Source organism: Ulvibacterium sp., from assembly GCF_965228935.1.
Taxonomy (GTDB): Bacteria; Bacteroidota; Bacteroidia; order Flavobacteriales; family Flavobacteriaceae; genus Ulvibacterium.
In genome coordinates this window covers 3,023,150-3,039,995 of the sequence record NZ_OZ245846.1, presented here as the reverse complement: position 1 = coordinate 3,039,995, position 16,846 = coordinate 3,023,150, and the positions used below count along the sequence as shown (strand labels likewise).

General features: G+C 43.6%; 12 protein-coding genes. 2 read left to right on the top strand and 10 right to left on the bottom strand.

The genetic code is table 11. The features are described from left to right. Positions 1-67: 67 nt before the first annotated feature. Positions 68-1,915, bottom strand: a complete 1,848-nt coding sequence (locus ACO06Y_RS12785) for a DUF5060 domain-containing protein (protein ID WP_422079366.1) — start codon at positions 1,913-1,915, stop codon at positions 68-70. A gap of 165 nt (positions 1,916-2,080) precedes the next feature. Between ACO06Y_RS12785 and ACO06Y_RS12780 the strand changes: the two genes are divergently transcribed. Both ACO06Y_RS12780 and ACO06Y_RS12775 read left to right on the top strand, forming a co-directional pair. After that, positions 2,081-3,490 (top strand): GH1 family beta-glucosidase, encoded by a 1,410-nt coding sequence (locus ACO06Y_RS12780; RefSeq protein WP_422079365.1) that lies wholly within the window; start codon positions 2,081-2,083, stop codon positions 3,488-3,490. A 2-nt stretch (positions 3,491-3,492) separates the two neighbouring features. Beyond that, positions 3,493-5,277, top strand: a complete 1,785-nt coding sequence (locus tag ACO06Y_RS12775) for an arylsulfatase (RefSeq protein ID WP_422079364.1) — start codon at positions 3,493-3,495, stop codon at positions 5,275-5,277. Between the two features lie 15 nt (positions 5,278-5,292). Here ACO06Y_RS12775 and ACO06Y_RS12770 read toward each other — a convergent pair whose 3' ends face one another. The 9 genes from ACO06Y_RS12770 to ACO06Y_RS12730 all read right to left on the bottom strand — a co-directional run bounded on the left by ACO06Y_RS12770 (position 5,293) and on the right by ACO06Y_RS12730 (position 16,734). Continuing rightward, the gene (locus tag ACO06Y_RS12770; protein ID WP_422079363.1) at positions 5,293-5,889 is read right to left on the bottom strand and encodes a hypothetical protein; all 597 of its coding nucleotides are present in this window, start codon (positions 5,887-5,889) and stop codon (positions 5,293-5,295) included. 114 nt (positions 5,890-6,003) lie between these two features. Further along, positions 6,004-7,518, bottom strand: a complete 1,515-nt coding sequence (locus ACO06Y_RS12765; protein WP_422079362.1) for a serine hydrolase domain-containing protein — start codon at positions 7,516-7,518, stop codon at positions 6,004-6,006. After that, complete coding sequence (locus tag ACO06Y_RS12760) at positions 7,515-9,218, bottom strand: ankyrin repeat domain-containing protein (protein ID WP_422079361.1); 1,704 nt, start codon at positions 9,216-9,218, stop codon at positions 7,515-7,517. Before ACO06Y_RS12760 ends, ACO06Y_RS12765 begins: the two co-directional genes overlap by 4 nt. Positions 9,219-9,232: 14 nt before the next feature. Continuing rightward, positions 9,233-9,592 (bottom strand): BlaI/MecI/CopY family transcriptional regulator, encoded by a 360-nt coding sequence (locus ACO06Y_RS12755; RefSeq protein WP_422079360.1) that lies wholly within the window; start codon positions 9,590-9,592, stop codon positions 9,233-9,235. A gap of 109 nt (positions 9,593-9,701) precedes the next feature. After that, on the bottom strand, positions 9,702-11,327 hold the full coding sequence (locus tag ACO06Y_RS12750; protein WP_422079359.1) for a sulfatase: 1,626 nt from the start codon (positions 11,325-11,327) through the stop codon (positions 9,702-9,704). Between the two features lie 106 nt (positions 11,328-11,433). Continuing rightward, on the bottom strand, positions 11,434-13,023 hold the full coding sequence (locus tag ACO06Y_RS12745; RefSeq protein WP_422079358.1) for a sugar phosphate isomerase/epimerase family protein: 1,590 nt from the start codon (positions 13,021-13,023) through the stop codon (positions 11,434-11,436). Between the two features lie 144 nt (positions 13,024-13,167). Next, positions 13,168-13,884 (bottom strand): gluconate 2-dehydrogenase subunit 3 family protein, encoded by a 717-nt coding sequence (locus ACO06Y_RS12740; protein WP_422079357.1) that lies wholly within the window; start codon positions 13,882-13,884, stop codon positions 13,168-13,170. 3 nt (positions 13,885-13,887) lie between these two features. Beyond that, the gene (locus tag ACO06Y_RS12735) at positions 13,888-15,609 is read right to left on the bottom strand and encodes a GMC family oxidoreductase (RefSeq protein ID WP_422084177.1); all 1,722 of its coding nucleotides are present in this window, start codon (positions 15,607-15,609) and stop codon (positions 13,888-13,890) included. Between the two features lie 246 nt (positions 15,610-15,855). Further along, positions 15,856-16,734, bottom strand: a complete 879-nt coding sequence (locus ACO06Y_RS12730) for a helix-turn-helix domain-containing protein (protein ID WP_422079356.1) — start codon at positions 16,732-16,734, stop codon at positions 15,856-15,858. Positions 16,735-16,846: the final 112 nt, after the last annotated feature.

Sequence of the window (16,846 nt, the reverse complement as noted above, 5' to 3'; positions counted from 1 at the left end):
TGTCCCAAAGGGACAGCTATATTTCCAAGAGAAATGGTGTCAACCCCATCGACTTACCGTCACCCAATTACTTTCGTGCAATAACAATTACCCAATCCTTATTACTTTGGCCGTTATATGGGGACAATTCCACACTGTTGGGTTTGGTAATCTTCCAGCCTTCGTTCTGTTTATCATATAATTTTCCCCCTTCCATCGGATCATAAAAAGCAATGGAAAAAGCACCGTCACCAATGATCAATTCCGTTGTCTCGCCCTTGGGAAGATATACCACATAAATTTCGTCTTTTTTAGCGAAGCAATAGGCCTTTGGATTACTCAATAATTCATCATGACCCTGCATTTCCCGAAACGGTAGATGATCTTGAAAAAACCTCTTGGCATTACTGCTAATTTCCCACCATTTATTCCTCGCCCTAAAATTCTCCGCGGCCATATCATTATTAGGCGTATCCAATCCACCAAAATACCATGAGGTCCCTGCACCTCCCGCCATCAATGTTCCCCATAGACTGGTCCGCATTACCTCAGCATAATTGTTATTGGCCGCGGTATCCGTGGTCACTCCGATATCCCAATGCCCGATCTCATCCAAGTACACCACCCAAGGCTTGCTCTTCTTTACGGATAAATCCCTCCACTTTTTAACTTCTTGATGCACTTCGGTAGTATCGAACATCTGTAGGGAGGGAATTTCAAAATCCTTATATCCCAACATTGGCGTTAAGGTCTCCTTTATTGGATCTAAGGGCCGCCCTTCCATACGTTTACCGGTAACACGGACATGGTTATGTACTGCTACGGGATGGTCATATGGATCCAAATTGCGAATGTAGGTGGCATAGCTTTTCAATTGCTTGTCCGTTCGGTTGGTCTCTTCCCCCAAGTTCCAGACCACTCCGAGATGATGCCCGAACCGGGCGACCAATTCCTTGTAAAAGAGTTTGCGTTCCAGACCTAGTTCTCCCTTGTTCAAAATGGTGTCGTTTTCCGTTTCTTGGGTAAAAAGGTTCATGGCAATGCCCAATCCATCCATATGGGTAAAGACCTTTTCCCATTGGGCCAACTTGCTCACATCGTAGCGCAACTGTTCCTTAGGGGCTATCCAGGGCCAAACATCGTTACCATCGCCGTGTTCGTTCATCACCAGAAAATATAGGCTGTTCATTCCCTTGGAGGCCACATAGTTCAACGCACCAATAATACCTTTACCCTTGCCGTTGCCCCAAGTAGGATTACCCTCTTTCCAATCACCCTTGTGGGTAGGATACTCATGCAAGCCATTGTTCAAAGTTGGTGTGGCCGCACCACCATTGTCAAAAGTTCCATCGAACTCATGGTACGCCAAAAAATTTTCGGGACTACCTACTCCATTTTTCAAAAAGGCTTTTCCTGTTTCGCTTTCCCTTAAATAGTGTTCCCCCGTATAGTGCAGACGACCTGTTTTATAAAATCCCGATGCCAAGGAATCCACAGGGGCAATTTCAAATGTTCCTTTTGTTTTCCAAATGGTCTGAGCTATACTATGGGCACTTATGGCGATTTCCTTCCCCTTGAGCATTTGGGATTCAAAAGTCCAGGAACCGGTCGTCGGAGGCGAGAATTTCACTTGCCATGTATTGCCATCGGTAGCTCCGGTGTGGGCGGCCTGTCCATCCGCAGCAAAAAAACCATGAACAGGAATAGTATCCTTTGCATTGATGAAACGCGTAATAAGACTATAGTTCAAAAAAGGGTTAATGCTGTCCATCTCGGAGACTCGTGGTCCATCAAAACTAATGGTAAGGGGCTGCCATTTTTTGAAGCTACCTTCAATGGTATAGTTATTTTTGGACTTCCCTTTACTACAGGAATTTAGACAAAAAAGTACAGCTAAGGTAAGGCTGTATATTCTCGGCCACTTGGGGTATCGCATTGGTCAGGGTTTGATGTATCGTTGTTCAAGATAGGGATATTTTCGTATTTCCTGTTGACACATCACATCATTTTAATACTTGAAAATGTCGTTATTCCATTAGTTATTTCCGGCATTTTTAATGACTTTTATAACTCGATGGATTGAATATAATTTAAAGGTGATATGCTAAAATTTCCGAAAGATTTTGTCTGGGGCTCGGCTACCTCGAGCCATCAAATAGAAGGAGGTGCTACTCAGGATGGCCGATCCTGGAGCATCTGGGATGCACATTCACACACCCCTGGTAGAACGAACAAGGGCGAAACTGCCGATGTTGCGTGCGATCACTACAACCAGTACAAGGAGGATGTACAACTCATGGCAGATATGGGGCTTAAGGCCTATCGGTTTTCCATATCATGGAGTCGAATACAGCCCGATGGGCAAGGCGATATAAACCCCAAGGGCATAGCCTTTTACAACAATCTTATTGACGAACTGCTCAAACATAATATAACCCCATGGATTACCTTGTACCATTGGGACCTGCCTCTGGCCCTACAATTGGAAAAGGACGGCTGGCTCAATCCTGAAATTGCGGACTCCTTTGCCCAATATGCCGGAATTTGTTTTGGGCATTTTGGCGACCGGGTGAAAAACTGGATTACGCTCAATGAACCTTGGGTCGTGGCTATACTGGGGCACGGGGAAGGTATCTTTGCTCCTGGACGAAAGTCCAAGGACGAACCCTACCAGGTAGCCCATCAATTGCTCCGTGCCCACGGAAAGGCCGTACATTTGTATCGAGAGAAATATCAGCCCATACAGAAGGGACAAATCGGAATTACCAACAATTGTGATTGGCGCGAGCCCATGACCGATTCGGAAGCGGACAAGGACGCCGCCCAGCGCTCCCTGGAATTCTTTCTCGGATGGTTTGCCGACCCCATTTATTTTGGGGACTACCCGCAGGTTATGAAAGATCGGGTCGGGGATAGACTCCCAAAATTTACCAAGGAAGATAGCGCCTTGATCAAGGGGTCTTCTGATTTTTTTGGACTAAATCACTATACGGGCCTATATGCATCCGATGTAGACCCCGATGCAGAGGTACAAAATGAAGTCTATGGAAACGGAGGCATCTTTGAGGATCAATACGTACAGCTCACTGCCGATCCAAAGTGGGAAATGACCACTATGAAATGGGCCATTCTACCTTGGGGCTGCCGTAAATTGATCGAGTGGGTCAGTAATCGTTATGGAAACCCACCGTTGTATCTTACCGAGAACGGATGCTCCTTGGATGACAAATTGGAAAATGGAGAAGTAAAGGATGTAGTTCGAAAGGAATATATTGAGGGGTATCTTGCCTCCTGTCATAAAGCCATGGAAAAAGGAATAAACTTAAAAGGTTATTTCGTATGGTCCTTTATGGACAATTTTGAATGGGCCCATGGCTATTCCAAACGTTTTGGCATGCACTATGTGGATTATACTACCTTGGAACGTACACCCAAAAATTCGGCCTTGTGGTTCAAGCAGGTGATTACGGATAATGGTTTTGAATTTTCTTTACCTGATATTAAAATCTGATTATGCTTAAAAAGTCAATTCTTTTTCCTATGCTAATCGTGGTCCTGGCCATAGGCTGCAAAACGGATGTTAGCAAATCCTCGGCCAAAGTTAATCCCCAAAAACCGAACATTGTCCTTATCATAGCGGACGATCAAGGTTGGGGCGATTTGAGTAGCAATGGCAATACCAACCTCAGCACTCCGCATATCGATGCACTTGCCAAAAATGGAATCTCATTTAAGAATTTCTTTGTACAACCCGTCTGCTCCCCTACCCGAGCAGAGCTGCTAACCGGGCGTTATTTTCCAAGGTTAGGGGTATTCGATACATCGGCTGGTGGGGAACGTATGAATTTAGGCGAGACCACTTTGGCGGAAATCCTGAAAAACGGGGGTTATGCCACTGCTGCCTATGGCAAATGGCATAATGGTATGCAACCACCTTACCATCCCAATTCCCGTGGATTTGATGATTATTACGGCTTTACTTCGGGGCATTGGGGCAATTACTTTAGTCCGATGTTGGAACACAACGGTGAAATTACCAAGGGGGAAGGTTTTTTGGTCGATGATTTGACCAATAAGGGATTGGAGTTTATCACAAAACATCAAGACGAGTCTTTTTTCCTGTATCTACCTTATAATACCCCGCATAGCCCTATGCAGGTACCGGATAGCTATTGGGATCGATTTGAAAACAAAGACTTGCACATGACGTATCATGGGGAAGAAACCGAGGACTTAAATTTTACCAAGGCAGCCTTGGCCATGGTGGAGAACATAGATTATAATGTAGGTAGGATCACCAAAAAGCTTCAGGAAAAGGGTTTGGAAGAAAACACCATAATTATCTACATGACGGATAATGGGCCCAATGGATTCCGATGGAATGGAGGTATGCGCGGCAAAAAGGGATGGGTAGACGAAGGCGGGGTACGAAGTCCGTTCTTTGTCCAGTGGAAAGATTCATTACCGGCCGGAAAAGAAATCAACGAGATTGCCAGTGCTATCGATATTCTACCCACACTGGCCAACATGGTCGGGCTCGAATCAAAGACTGAACGGCCTTTGGATGGCAGGGACCTTACCCCCTTGTTATGGCGCGAAAAAAATGGTTGGCAACCCCGGTTAGTCTATAATCATTGGGCCGGAAAGACAAGTGTCCGTTCCCAAAAGTATCGTCTGGACAATGAAAATCGATTGTACGATATGGAAAACGACCATGGACAAACCACTGATATTTCCAAACGGTACCAAAAAGTTGCCGACTCCCTCATCAAAGCCAAAAACGAATGGTTGGCAGAGGTAAATCCCAAATTGCCCAAGGAGGAAGATCATCGTCCTTTAACCTTGGGAAGTCCGGACCATCGATTTACGCAAATACCTGCCAGGGATGGGATACCCCATGGAAATATAGAACGTAGCAACCGATTCCCCAACAATACTTTTTTTACCCATTGGATCAGTAAAAGGGATTCCATTACCTGGAATGTGGACGTATTGACGGGTGGCGAATTTGAAGTGACGCTCTATTACACCTGTGCGGCCGAAAATGCAGGCTCCACAATTGAACTCAGCTTAGGAGATCGTAAAATTGTGACCAAGATCATGGAAGCCCACGACCCGCCCCTTACCGGGATGGAAAATGATCGTACGCCTCGAATGGAATCCTATGTCAAAGATTTCAAACCTATGAAGTTGGGAACCATTGCCCTAAAAAAAGGTCAGGGGAACTTAACGTTAAAGGCTTTGGAAATTCCGGGGAATGAAGCTATTGATGTCCGGCTTTTGATGTTCAGCAAATAACATGGAGTAGTCATCTTATTCCGGAATAACTATATATTCTTCCGGAGTTAGCTGATATTCGACAAATCTGATTTTGCCATTGGTAACGTTAATCTCCAATTTTATCCACCCGACCAAAAAGTCTTCGTTCTCTTTTACCCTGATTCCCAAATAATAGGGATTGGAGTTGAATTCACTGTTTACGCTCCATTCTTCCGGCCAAATACCGTCCGCACCTTGCCATAATCTCGCAATACTTACAGGACCGTATTCATTCCATTTAAAGGGTTCTACAGGTTCTCTCCAAATAGAATCTTTTGGCATACTGAAGAGAATTTCCGTATTAATTCCTTCGTTAATCTTCAGTAGTACAGTACTTTCATTCATTGATTCAAGAGTAGCTGAAACCAAGAAGCCACTTGCATTTGCACCATCCCAAATTCCCATATTGTAATCGACCTGAAAATCGTCCACCGAATCCGTATTGAGATCATAACTTACGGCATCAGGAACCTCCGGATTGTTTTGCCCCGCCCCTTCAACTTTCTGGACACCGCCACCATTGTCATTTTTCTCGCAACCGGCGTGGATTAAAAGTAGAACAAGAAAAAACAAAACATATGCTCTTCTCATGAATCTGTGCATGTATTGGATTATGCTACTAAGATGACAGGTTTACCTTTTGGTTGCGTATCATATTGTCTTCCCAAAAATTGTCCCAGTCCTAGGTTTTTAGGTTTCTGTTCGCTATTCCCGTTTTTGAAGCGTGTATTCTTTTTCATTAGTCCCGTTCCTCATTAATACAATATACACAAGGCTATCCGAAGGGTTTTTCTCAAATTTTATTTTGTTTGGAAATTCGTCCATCAAAAAAGTGGAATCCCCAATATATATAAGTTCCGAATACTTCTCTCCCGAGAAGGAAGGGGCCATGCGCATTTTTTTATCTTTTGAAATAATTTCAACTTCCAAGTCAAACTGAACATCCCGGTATTTCCCTGTAGCCCAAATTATAAAATCATGGGGAACTTCCTGTTCACTTTCTCGATCCATTGGCAAATACCATCCATGGGCCTTGATAATACTGCCCCTAAACTTAACCAGCACGGGAATCCTAATCCCATTGGGACCGTTCCCAAAAATTGCAATGCCGTTACCTCCATCCATTGTAGCAAATATATGACCTCCTATACCCGTGTTGGCCCCACCATGGGAAAACCATTCATAATTCCCGAACCCATATCTTCTCTCCCAACCCAGGCTCCATCCACCCATAACCTTGGATGTTACAATAGTTGTGACCCTTTGAGCCACATCGTGGGATATTACCCTGTTACCTTCATTTCGTAGGGCATTTTGCATTTCGATTAAGAAGAATGCCATGTCCGTTGGGGTCGACCACAGACCGGATGCGGATACTTGCGGGGTAATCGGAATCCCGGTACGGATGGTTTTGCCATTCTCATCATGGGCCTTTGCCACATTGTTCAGAAAACCCACTTCATTGGGCTGTCGCATTGTGGTGTTTTTTAAACCCAAGGGTAAAAAGAGGTATTCCTCGGCCAAATGGGCCAAAGATTTTCCCAAATGGTCTTCCAGTGCCATTTGGGCAATTACATACCCACCTCCACTGTATTTCCATTTAGTACCTGGAACGGATACAAAATCGATTTCTTTATCGTATCCGGGAATTTGACCTTTTAAACTATGAACTATTGTGGGGATGGTGTCCCCTTCATAAAAATCCGCAAACCCACCCTGTGTGGTACCTGCGGTATGACTTAGTAAATGCTCAAGGGTAAGAACCGTATCTTTCAAAAACTCACTGTCCGGAAGTTTCCATCTTTTTAGATAGCCGGACACGGGAGCTTTTAAGTCGATCTGGCCTTTTTCCTCCAAAATAGCGAATAAGGTGGCCGTTATCGGTTTTGAAATGGAAGCTGTGGAAAACGCCGTATTCTCATCAATTTCTTCGTCCGTTCCTGCTTCTTTTATTCCCCAGGAATCTTTCCAAACTATTTTGTAATCTTCGATTACGGCCACGCTCAATCCGATTAAACCATGTTCTCCCATGGCATCCGTCACCGAATAATGGGTAGTGTCGTTCTTTGAGAGCTTAGAGATGGCCCTTTCTTTTTTTTGTATTACATCTTCACCAGAAGGATGGGGCTTACATCCAAAAATCAATACCAAAAAAATCAAAATGGCACGACAAAAACCCTTCATCATTTTGCCTTCTACACAGATTTCTTGAATCTTCATCTGTCAACACCTCCGTTGCTAAGCAGATAATCAACAACTTCCTTATGTCCGTTCTTACGGGCCATTTTTAGGGCGGTACGTACCCTGGGCGGATCAACAGAGGTATCGGTGCAAATCTTGTTTACATCAGCGCCATTTTCAACCAGAAACTTCACAACTTCCAAATGGCCCTGCTCCGCAGCGTTGATCAAAGGGGTCTCATCCCCTATAATTTCATAATTTACATCCGCTCCTTCCGCCACCAGGTACTTTACAATTTCCAAATGTCCCCCTTTGGCAGCTATGATCAAAGGGTTGCCATCACCTTTAACTCCCCTTTCAATGTGTGCGCCCATTTTTTGCAGTGTCTTTACCATGGCAAGGTTTCCATTGCTAGCGGCGTGGATAATAGCATTGCCGTCGCCGGGATAATCTTGATCTACATCAGCCCCTTTATCTGCCAGAAGCTGAATCAATTCCATGTTATTTGCGGCAGCGGCAAGCCATAGCGGATAGCCATCGGCTTGCGTTCCAAGATTGGGGTCGGCTCCATTGTTCAATAAGAATTCGGCAATTTCAAAATATTTATGGGTAATGGCATTGGTAAGTGGAGTACCATCTCCACGTACCATTACATTGACATTAGCGCCCCGTTGCACCAGCGTTTTTACCCTTTGCATATCCCCATGCCGTACGGCACTTAACAAAGCAGGCAGTTCACCTTCCTCTACATCAACATCTAGATCTACATCTACGGTTACGGAAATATCCGATTGCGCCGCCAGGGAAAACGGTTTGTTCAATACCAATAGTATCGTGAATAATACTGGCGCTAAAAAGCTATACTTCCAATACTTGTGGGGATTCGATTTTTTTGTGTTCATCATGACGATTCGTTTTTTGATTAATGACTGATTATAATTTGAAGTAATTGAAAGCGGTTTTTGGGCAGTGGCAATTTGCAAAAGGTTCATTTGATATTCCTGAGGGTGTATTTCCGAATTTCGCAACACCAAATCATCGGTGAGATATTCCAGATTTTTTTCAACATCCTTTCGGAACAACCATGCTACTGGATTAAACCAAAACACAATGGTAATCATCTCGGCCAACAAAAGATCTATGGAATGCCATTGGTATACATGAATCTTCTCATGAACCAGTATTTGTTCGTACTCGCGTTGGTCATGTTTTTTAGGGTCGATAAATACAAAATTGAAAAAGGAACAAGGTTCGCGTACACGGTCAGAATTAATGATTATAGTCTTACCGTCATGGATCCTATCGGGGCTCCGTCCTATTTTTCTTAAAATATCGACCAACTGGAAAACAAGATGTAAGGTCAGTACAAAAACCCCAAACCCGTAGAACATGGCCAACCAAAATGAAAATCCCATTTTTTTGTCCACGTTTATCCCCTGATTTGAGGGTTGTACCTCGACATTTGGGATAGCTATGTCATCCATATCTCCAGAAACTGGTCGAATTCCGTCTAAAACAATGGGGGTTTTGCCATTCGTTCCTTCTACAAGTGTATGAACAACCCCTTGATGGTTTATTAGTTCCGGGAGTGTTATGAACGGGATTACAAAGGTCAAAACCAAACATCCCAACAAATAGAAACGATTCACCATGAAAAAACTCTCCTTGGCAAGAAAAAGCCTATAAAATGCCCAAAGGATGAAAAGTACCACCGAAGTTTTTGCCAAAAAAACGATCATGACCTTAATACATTTTAGTTTTTTGATTTGATGATGTTGATCAGCTCTTCCCTCTCTTGATCCGAAAGATTTTCCTGTTTGGCAAAATGTGCCATCATTTTTGGTAGCGAATTACCAAAATATTTCTCCTTAATTCCTTTTATCTGTTCTTGACGATAGATTTCCATCGGGATTACAGCACGGTATCTATCCGTATTGCCCAACTTTTCCGATGTCAAAAAACCTTTCTTCACCAAAATTTTCACCAGAGTAGCCACGGTATTGTAATGTGGTTTGGGGTCTGGAAGTGCAACGACCACATCGCGAATAAATGCATTTTCCAGACGCCAGATTACTTGCATGATTTGATCTTCCTTTTCCGTAAGCTTTTTCATTGTTGTAGTTTGATGTGTCAAATCTACTAAAAACTTAGTAATTCTACTAATAAATTAGTAGATTAAATCATGAATCTTTATTTTTCTATCCTAGGATTGAACTAAAATGTTAAGGGGTATATTTTAAAATCTCACTGTCCCTATATCCAATTCTTTCGGCCTTGGCCTCAAAAGATAGGCTTTTGGGCAATGGGACGGCGTAGATATGCCATATGGAATCCTGGGGTTGTCTCCAGACAATTGTGGCGTCCGTCTTTTTGGCGATCAGACGAACACTATCGCCTTTGTCTTCCATTTGAAGCGGCGGTAAACGCAGTTGTTCCCCATTGGGCAACCATTGCGAAATCAGTTCATTTTCGGGATATTCTCCCAAATCTTTGGTCTTTTTTATCCAATCGCCAAGCACACTCCTAAAATGGTTCAGGGTATCTTTTAATTCCGGTCTGTCTACCAAATTATTGAGTTCATAGGGATCGTTCTGCAAATCATATAGTTCCTCCTCTGGTTTTGGAGCCTTTAGCCAAAGGGACTGTGTTTCATTCAGTTTGCCTTCCGCATACAACTTGTTCAATTCCTGCATCAGGGGCATCTGTTCCCGATACGATACGGGTAGAGCATGCGGCAGGTCGGTATTGAAGCTTTTAATGTACTTGTATCTAGCGGAACGTACGGCGCGTAGCCTATCATACAGTTCATCAAAGCGGTCTGAGGAATGAAAGGTATATTTGGGCTTATCCCTGACCTCAAATTCCCCAAATTGTGCCACACCCTGCATCACTTTGGGCGGTTCTATCCCCGCCAAGGAAAGTACGGTAGGAGCAAAATCGATAAAACTGATCAAGCGATCATCCTTGCTTCCCGCATCCTTGTTCTTTGGAAATTTAATGATCAGAGGTACTTTAAGCCCTGTATCGTACAAGGCACGTTTATGTCTTGGGAAGGGTCCACCGTGATCGCCATAAAAGAAAATAATGCTATTCTCGTAAAGTCCGTCCTCCTTTAAATCTTCGATAATTTCCCCAACCTGATCGTCCATCCGTTTAAGGTTACTATAATTTACAGCGATATCATGACGAACGATCTTGGTGTTAGGAAAATAAGGCGGAACGGAAACGGATTCAGGAGAAACATATAAGGTACTGTCCCCTTTCCTCCAAATACCGGATTCATGACACACCCCAAAATTGAACACCATAAAAAAGGGTTGCCCCTCCTTTCTCTTTCGCCAATGTCTTTCGTTACTGCTTTCGTCCCAGGCCGCATCGGTCTTTTCAAAATTGTAGTCCTCTTTGGGACCGTTGGCCGTGTAGTATCCCTTTTTTCTTAAATATTCGGTGAACATCCGTGTACCTTGGGGTACTATCGGGGAATAGCTCGGAATAGGTATGGTAGGTTCATTACCTTCCTGCTTCCATGGTGCATGGGTCCGCATGTTGTGAGTTCCCAAAGTCGTCGGGTACATTCCGGTGATGATGGAACTACGCGCGGGAGCACAGACCGGTACCGGGGCAACCGCGTTGGTAAAGGTAACCCCATCCGACGCCAAGCTCTCCAGGTTAGGGAGGGAAATGGTACTGTCCCCATACATGGCAAAGCGTTCGGGGGATTGATCCTCCGCTACCAACCAAATAATATTAGGAAGATCTTGTGCCTTTTCGGTTGAGACGGATTCTTTCCTTTCCTTGCAGTTTAAAAGAAAAAGTGCGAGTAAAACTATGACCGAATGTTTTTTCATACTCCTGAAAATTGATGCTGGATTAAAATTAGCCCTTAACCTATTAATAAAAAGCCCTTTCTTTTAGAATAGGAAAGGGCAAACACTTGATATCCGTGATACAGTTTTATTTATCCAAGTCCTCTAAATAACCAAAACTTTGAGGTATTTGTTCTTCGGAACGTGAAGATTCGTCCTCAATGAAGATATAATCGATATCCATTTTTTTGGCTTCTTTGACAATGGCTGCAATATCAATTTGTCCAGTACCCAAAACCACATTGGTCTCTACATCGGATTTACCATTATGATTTCCTTTAACTCCCTTCTTACAGTCCTTAATATGCATCAACTTGAATTCCTTGGGATACTTCCGCAACCAGGCCACGGGATCCTCACCTGGGTGTGCAAACCAATACACATCCATCTCAAAATCGAAATAGTCGGAATTCTTGATCATATAATCCATTAACAATTCCCCTTCATATGGACGAAACTCATAACCATGGGGATGGTAGGCCAGTGTAATGCCTTCATCCTTTAACTTCTTTCCCGCTTTGTTGAAAACATCCAGTGCCAATTTTGTTTCCTTGATGGTGAAAATGGTATCCTTATGTGGAATCCAAAAACAAACGGCGTATTTGGCCCCATATTCCTTGGCTCTTTTAATCACCGTTTCGGGCGAATCTTGCAGTTCCTCAAAAGGTGCGCTTACGCTGACTATTTTCAAGTCATTTTTGGCCAACATTGCTTTGTACTTTTCCATGGTATAGCCATAGGTACCATCGTTTCCGTCTTCCAGATTGTGAATACCCCAACTTTTGATCTTGGCAAAGGTGCCGGATACATCTGTTGGGAACACATTGCGCAAACTATACAATTGCAACCCTATTTTGGGTTCATCCAAGCTCTTTAGATATTTAAGACTGGCAGGTACCTGCTCTACCACCCGGGATGATTCGTCTTCTATGAACATATATTCAATGCCCAGTTTTTTGGCCTCAGCCACCGTACCTGCAATGTTCACTTGGCCCTGACCCAGGATTACATTGGTCTCCACATCCTCATGTCCGGTATTGTTCCCCTTAACACCATGTTCCATATCCTTTAGATGCATTAAGGTAAACTTGTCCGGATATTTTTTCATCAGGGCAAGGGGATCGGCACCGCCATGGTGTGCCCAAAATACATCCAGTTCAAAAGTATAATCCGTGGCATTTTGGGCCATATAATCGAACAAGGTACCATCCTTCCAAGGCCTAAATTCATACCCGTGCGGATGGTACGCCAATATTAATCCATGTTCCTTTAATTTCTTTCCGGCCTTATTAAAAACTTTTGAAGCATGCTCGGTCTCCTCCAGATCCCACTTGTTGTCATCATGGGGTACCCAAGCGCACATAACGTATTTGGCATCAAAAGCCCTGGCATTTTCTATCACTTTATCCACATTGTTTTCCAAGTCCCCAAAGCCCGCTCCTACACTTACCACATCCAGATTGTTCTCGGTGAGCATTTTCTTAAAATCCTCCATAGAAAGACCATAGGTACCGCCTCCCTCTATTTTAGTTATTCCCCAACCCTTGATAATTTTCAAGGTTCTAGGGACATCTTCCTTAAATTGGTTCCGAAGGCTATACAGTTGTAAGCCTACCTCTTGGGCCGATACGGGAATGACAAAAGCCAACATCCCTATCAAAGTCAATACCTGTTTCATTTTACATTAGGTCTTTAAATTTTGGAAATCCTTCCGAATCCCGTTTTACGGGATGGTATCCTTTGCGAATATGCAATATAATGAATCGTTGCATGCTAGCTGCACCCGTCGGATAAGTAATTTAAAAAATGGGCGGCGTTTTCGCTAAGTCAACAGATTGCCCTCATCATCCCATTCAGCCAGTACACCGCGCTTACTTTGATCAACGCATTTGGCTATCCATTCCGGATCATAGGCCACACCATGCTGGTCCAGAACATCCTGGGGTACGCCGTCCCATACATTGGGTTGGTTTCCCTTATATCCCAAATCGGCTATACCTACTTTTGAGGTATAGTATCCCGTCATGGTCAATGCCCGCATCAGATGGAAAAATTGGATTTCAAGAGGTTGTTCATCCAAAGGAACTTCCATATCATGAAAGCAAATGGTATCCAAAATCTGTTTCTGCTGCTCCAAGGCGGCCGATTTAAACTCTTTACCGAATTCCGTATTGCTTTTATGGTCCAGCCACATTAAACCGCCCAACAAGGTATTCTGCATTTCCGGAATATCCTTGCCCATAAATTCAATAAATTCGGGAACTTCCGCTTCTATAGGGCCTCCATGCGGTTCCTTTGGTGGTAATATCACCGTGCTCAAAACGGCTATGGTCTCCATCTCATGTTCGTTGAACAACTGCTCCGCATTCAATTTTTCGATACGCTCCAGTTCTTCCGGCGTTCTGCCAAAATATTTGGTGTCATCGGTGGCCGGTATTTCTCCAGAAGCCTTGCCGCCTTCCGTATTGCAACCGTGGAAGGCCAAAGCCGATGCACCGGCCCCAAGAATAATGGTCTGTATGCTTTTTCTTCTGTCCATGCCCTAAATATTTTGTTGTTTCAATTGTTCTATAATGTAGTCGCTCGCCCTCCATGACAAGGCCATAATAGTCCAGGTACAGTTCTTGTCTGCCTGGGAAACAAAGGGCCCGGCATCCACTATAAATACATTGTCCACGTCGTGCAATTGTTGGAACTTATTGGTGACCGATGTCTTTGGATCGTCGCCCATACGGGTAGTACCAACTTCATGAATAATCATTCCAGGGGCCAATAGGCCATAGTTTTTATCTTTACCCGGTTTTTCGCCCAAGGGTTCTCCTCCCATATTGTGCAAAATCTCCTCAAAGGTATCCTGCATGTGCTTGGCCTGTTTTACTTCCAAATCCGACCATTTGTAATTGAACTTTAAGACGGGAATACCGAATTGATCCACCGTGGTCGGGTCTATTTCGCAGTAGTTTTCCTTTCTGGCAACGCCTTCCCCGCGGCCGGACATCCCAACAACGGAACCATAATACTTTTTAACATCATCCCTTAGATTATCGCCATAACCCCCTACGGGAAGTCCAAAAAACTTATTGAATTCATTCGGGTTCATGGCAAACCCATAGTTGGGTTGACCCATACCCCCCCATACCTCGATATGGTAACCCCGAGGAAAATCCAATTTGGAATTATCGCCCCACCAAGGTGAGTACACGTGCATACCTCCTACCCCGTCCTCATTGTAGGAAACCTTTCTATTCATCAAGGCAGGAATAAAACCTGAACGACTGGCACCGGTAGAATCATGAAGGTATTTGCCTACCACATCACTACTATTTCCAAGGCCGTTGGGGTGCTGCTTACTTTTACTATTTAAAAGGATACGGGCAGAACTACAGGCCGATGCTGCCAGAACGACTACCTTACCCTTTAGTTTATATTCTTTTCTATCGTCTTTGCTAATATAGGATACCCCGGTAGCCTTGCCCTCTTCATTTGTAGTTACTTCGCGAACCACCGAGTTTACGAAAATCTTGACCTTGCCCCCGTTTTTCTGTGCAGGGAAGATCAAACAGCTGCCCGCCGAAAAATCCGCATACACCGAACAGGAACGTCCACACTGTCCACAATAAAAACATACCCCGCGATCATTATTGATTTTTTTGGTCAACATGGACATTCGAGAAGGATAGACCGGAACACCACTTTTCTTGGCACCTTGAATATAAAACAGTTCGTGCAATCTAGGTTTAGGCGGAGGAAGAAAAAAGCCATCGGGGTCATTTTCAAGACCTTCATTGGTTCCGAATACCCCGATCAGTTTATCCACTTTATCATAATAGGGTTTAACATCCTCGTAACCAATAGGCCAGTCATCACCATGCCCATCCCGGGTCTTGCCCTTGAAATCCTTTGGTCCAAAACGCAGTGAAATACGCCCCCAGTGGTTGGTCCTACCTCCCAGCATATGCGAACGGAACCAACGAAATTCGGTACCTTCCGCATGGGTATACGGTTCGCCTTCTATCTCCCATCCACCATAGGCCATATCCCATCCGCCGAAAGCCCTGTCCGTTCCGGCACCCCTTCGAGGGGATTCATAGGGCCACTTTAGCTGCGTCATGGTCTTTGGATCGGCCGGGTCAAAAAATGGGCCAGCCTCAACGACCGCGACATTAAGTCCGGCATCGGCTAGTTGTTTTGTGGCCATACCACCACCTGCTCCCGAGCCTACGATAATAACATCATATACTTCGGAAGATTCTTTAATCTGCATCATCTAATTTATCTGATTGGTTTACGAATTGTTTTTGCGAGGTATAAGTTACATCTTTTATCCAAAGATGAAATATCGATTTCTTGTTTGATGAAAAATTTGAAGTAAAAGACAAAAAATGATAAAAAATATTCATTAAAATTTCAAGATTACGATAGATTAACGGATAACTTCCCCCTATCTCCCTTTTGATAGGGATCAGTACTATGTTCTTTATTTTCAGGATGTTTCCTCTTCATACATTGATTACAACACCCTTTTTATTCCTGAAAAATCATGACGGTACTGGGTCGGTGTGCGGCCTTTACTTTTTCTGAATACCCTGTTAAAATTTGCAATACTATTGAAACCGCACATAAAAGCGATCTCGGAGATACTAAGGTCCTTTTCGATCAACCAACGGGAAGCATAGCCTATGCGAACATCGTTTAAATATTCAACGAAAGTCTTCCCGGTTCTTTTTTTGATGAATCGATTGAAGGAAACATTGCTCATGTTGAGCAAATCGGAAACTTCCGACAGAGTTATCTTGGATGAATAATTCTCTTGGATATATTCGTAAAGTTGTTTGATCTTGTCGCTATTCTCAAAATTTTCAAGATGTATGGTCGCTGTGGAGAGTAGTCGCTGGTTCCTGGAATTGGCAAGATCATACAATATGGAAAGCAACTCTAGGAAATAATCGATTCCGCCCAGTTTGGAAACCTTGGTTATCCTCGGGGCCATTGCTCTGGTAGTCTCTTCGGAAAACAAAATACCATGTAGGGAACGATCGAACATGTCCTTTAAGGGCTTCATTATGGTCCTCCTCAAAAAAGCATCATCGAACAAGTCTTCATGAAACTGAATGGTAACCTCACGAATGTCCTTTTGGGTACATTTATGCTGCTCCCACCCGTGATATAAGCTAGATCCGATCAGGACAAGCTCTATATCCCCTATTTCTTCGATACTATCCCCTACTATGCGCTGTACACCTTTACCCCCTGAAATGAAGTTAAGCTCCATTTCCGGATGAAAATGTACCGGGAAGTCAAAAAAATCCTTGGTCCTATCAAAAACCAGAAAACTATCCAAACTGGACAAAGGGGTAATCTCGCGATGTATTTTTTTTAGAATTTCCAAGAATAATCTTATTACTTTGCCGGATTTAGTCATTCAAATGATAAAATCCTATCAGAGCAATATTAACAATTTTTTTAGATTTGAAATTAGATTTAGCCTAAAAATGTCACGT

Coding starts and splice junctions, on each gene's coding strand:
- ACO06Y_RS12750 (WP_422079359.1), bottom strand. CDS start 11,327: ATGAAAAAACATTCGGTCATAGTTTTACTCGCACTTTTTCTTTTAAAC.
- ACO06Y_RS12770 (WP_422079363.1), bottom strand. CDS start 5,889: ATGAGAAGAGCATATGTTTTGTTTTTTCTTGTTCTACTTTTAATCCAC.
- ACO06Y_RS12775 (WP_422079364.1), top strand. CDS start 3,493: ATGCTTAAAAAGTCAATTCTTTTTCCTATGCTAATCGTGGTCCTGGCC.
- ACO06Y_RS12765 (WP_422079362.1), bottom strand. CDS start 7,518: ATGAAGATTCAAGAAATCTGTGTAGAAGGCAAAATGATGAAGGGTTTT.
- ACO06Y_RS12745 (WP_422079358.1), bottom strand. CDS start 13,023: ATGAAACAGGTATTGACTTTGATAGGGATGTTGGCTTTTGTCATTCCC.
- ACO06Y_RS12735 (WP_422084177.1), bottom strand. CDS start 15,609: ATGCAGATTAAAGAATCTTCCGAAGTATATGATGTTATTATCGTAGGC.
- ACO06Y_RS12785 (WP_422079366.1), bottom strand. CDS start 1,915: ATGCGATACCCCAAGTGGCCGAGAATATACAGCCTTACCTTAGCTGTA.
- ACO06Y_RS12755 (WP_422079360.1), bottom strand. CDS start 9,592: ATGAAAAAGCTTACGGAAAAGGAAGATCAAATCATGCAAGTAATCTGG.
- ACO06Y_RS12760 (WP_422079361.1), bottom strand. CDS start 9,218: ATGATCGTTTTTTTGGCAAAAACTTCGGTGGTACTTTTCATCCTTTGG.
- ACO06Y_RS12780 (WP_422079365.1), top strand. CDS start 2,081: ATGCTAAAATTTCCGAAAGATTTTGTCTGGGGCTCGGCTACCTCGAGC.
- ACO06Y_RS12740 (WP_422079357.1), bottom strand. CDS start 13,884: ATGGACAGAAGAAAAAGCATACAGACCATTATTCTTGGGGCCGGTGCA.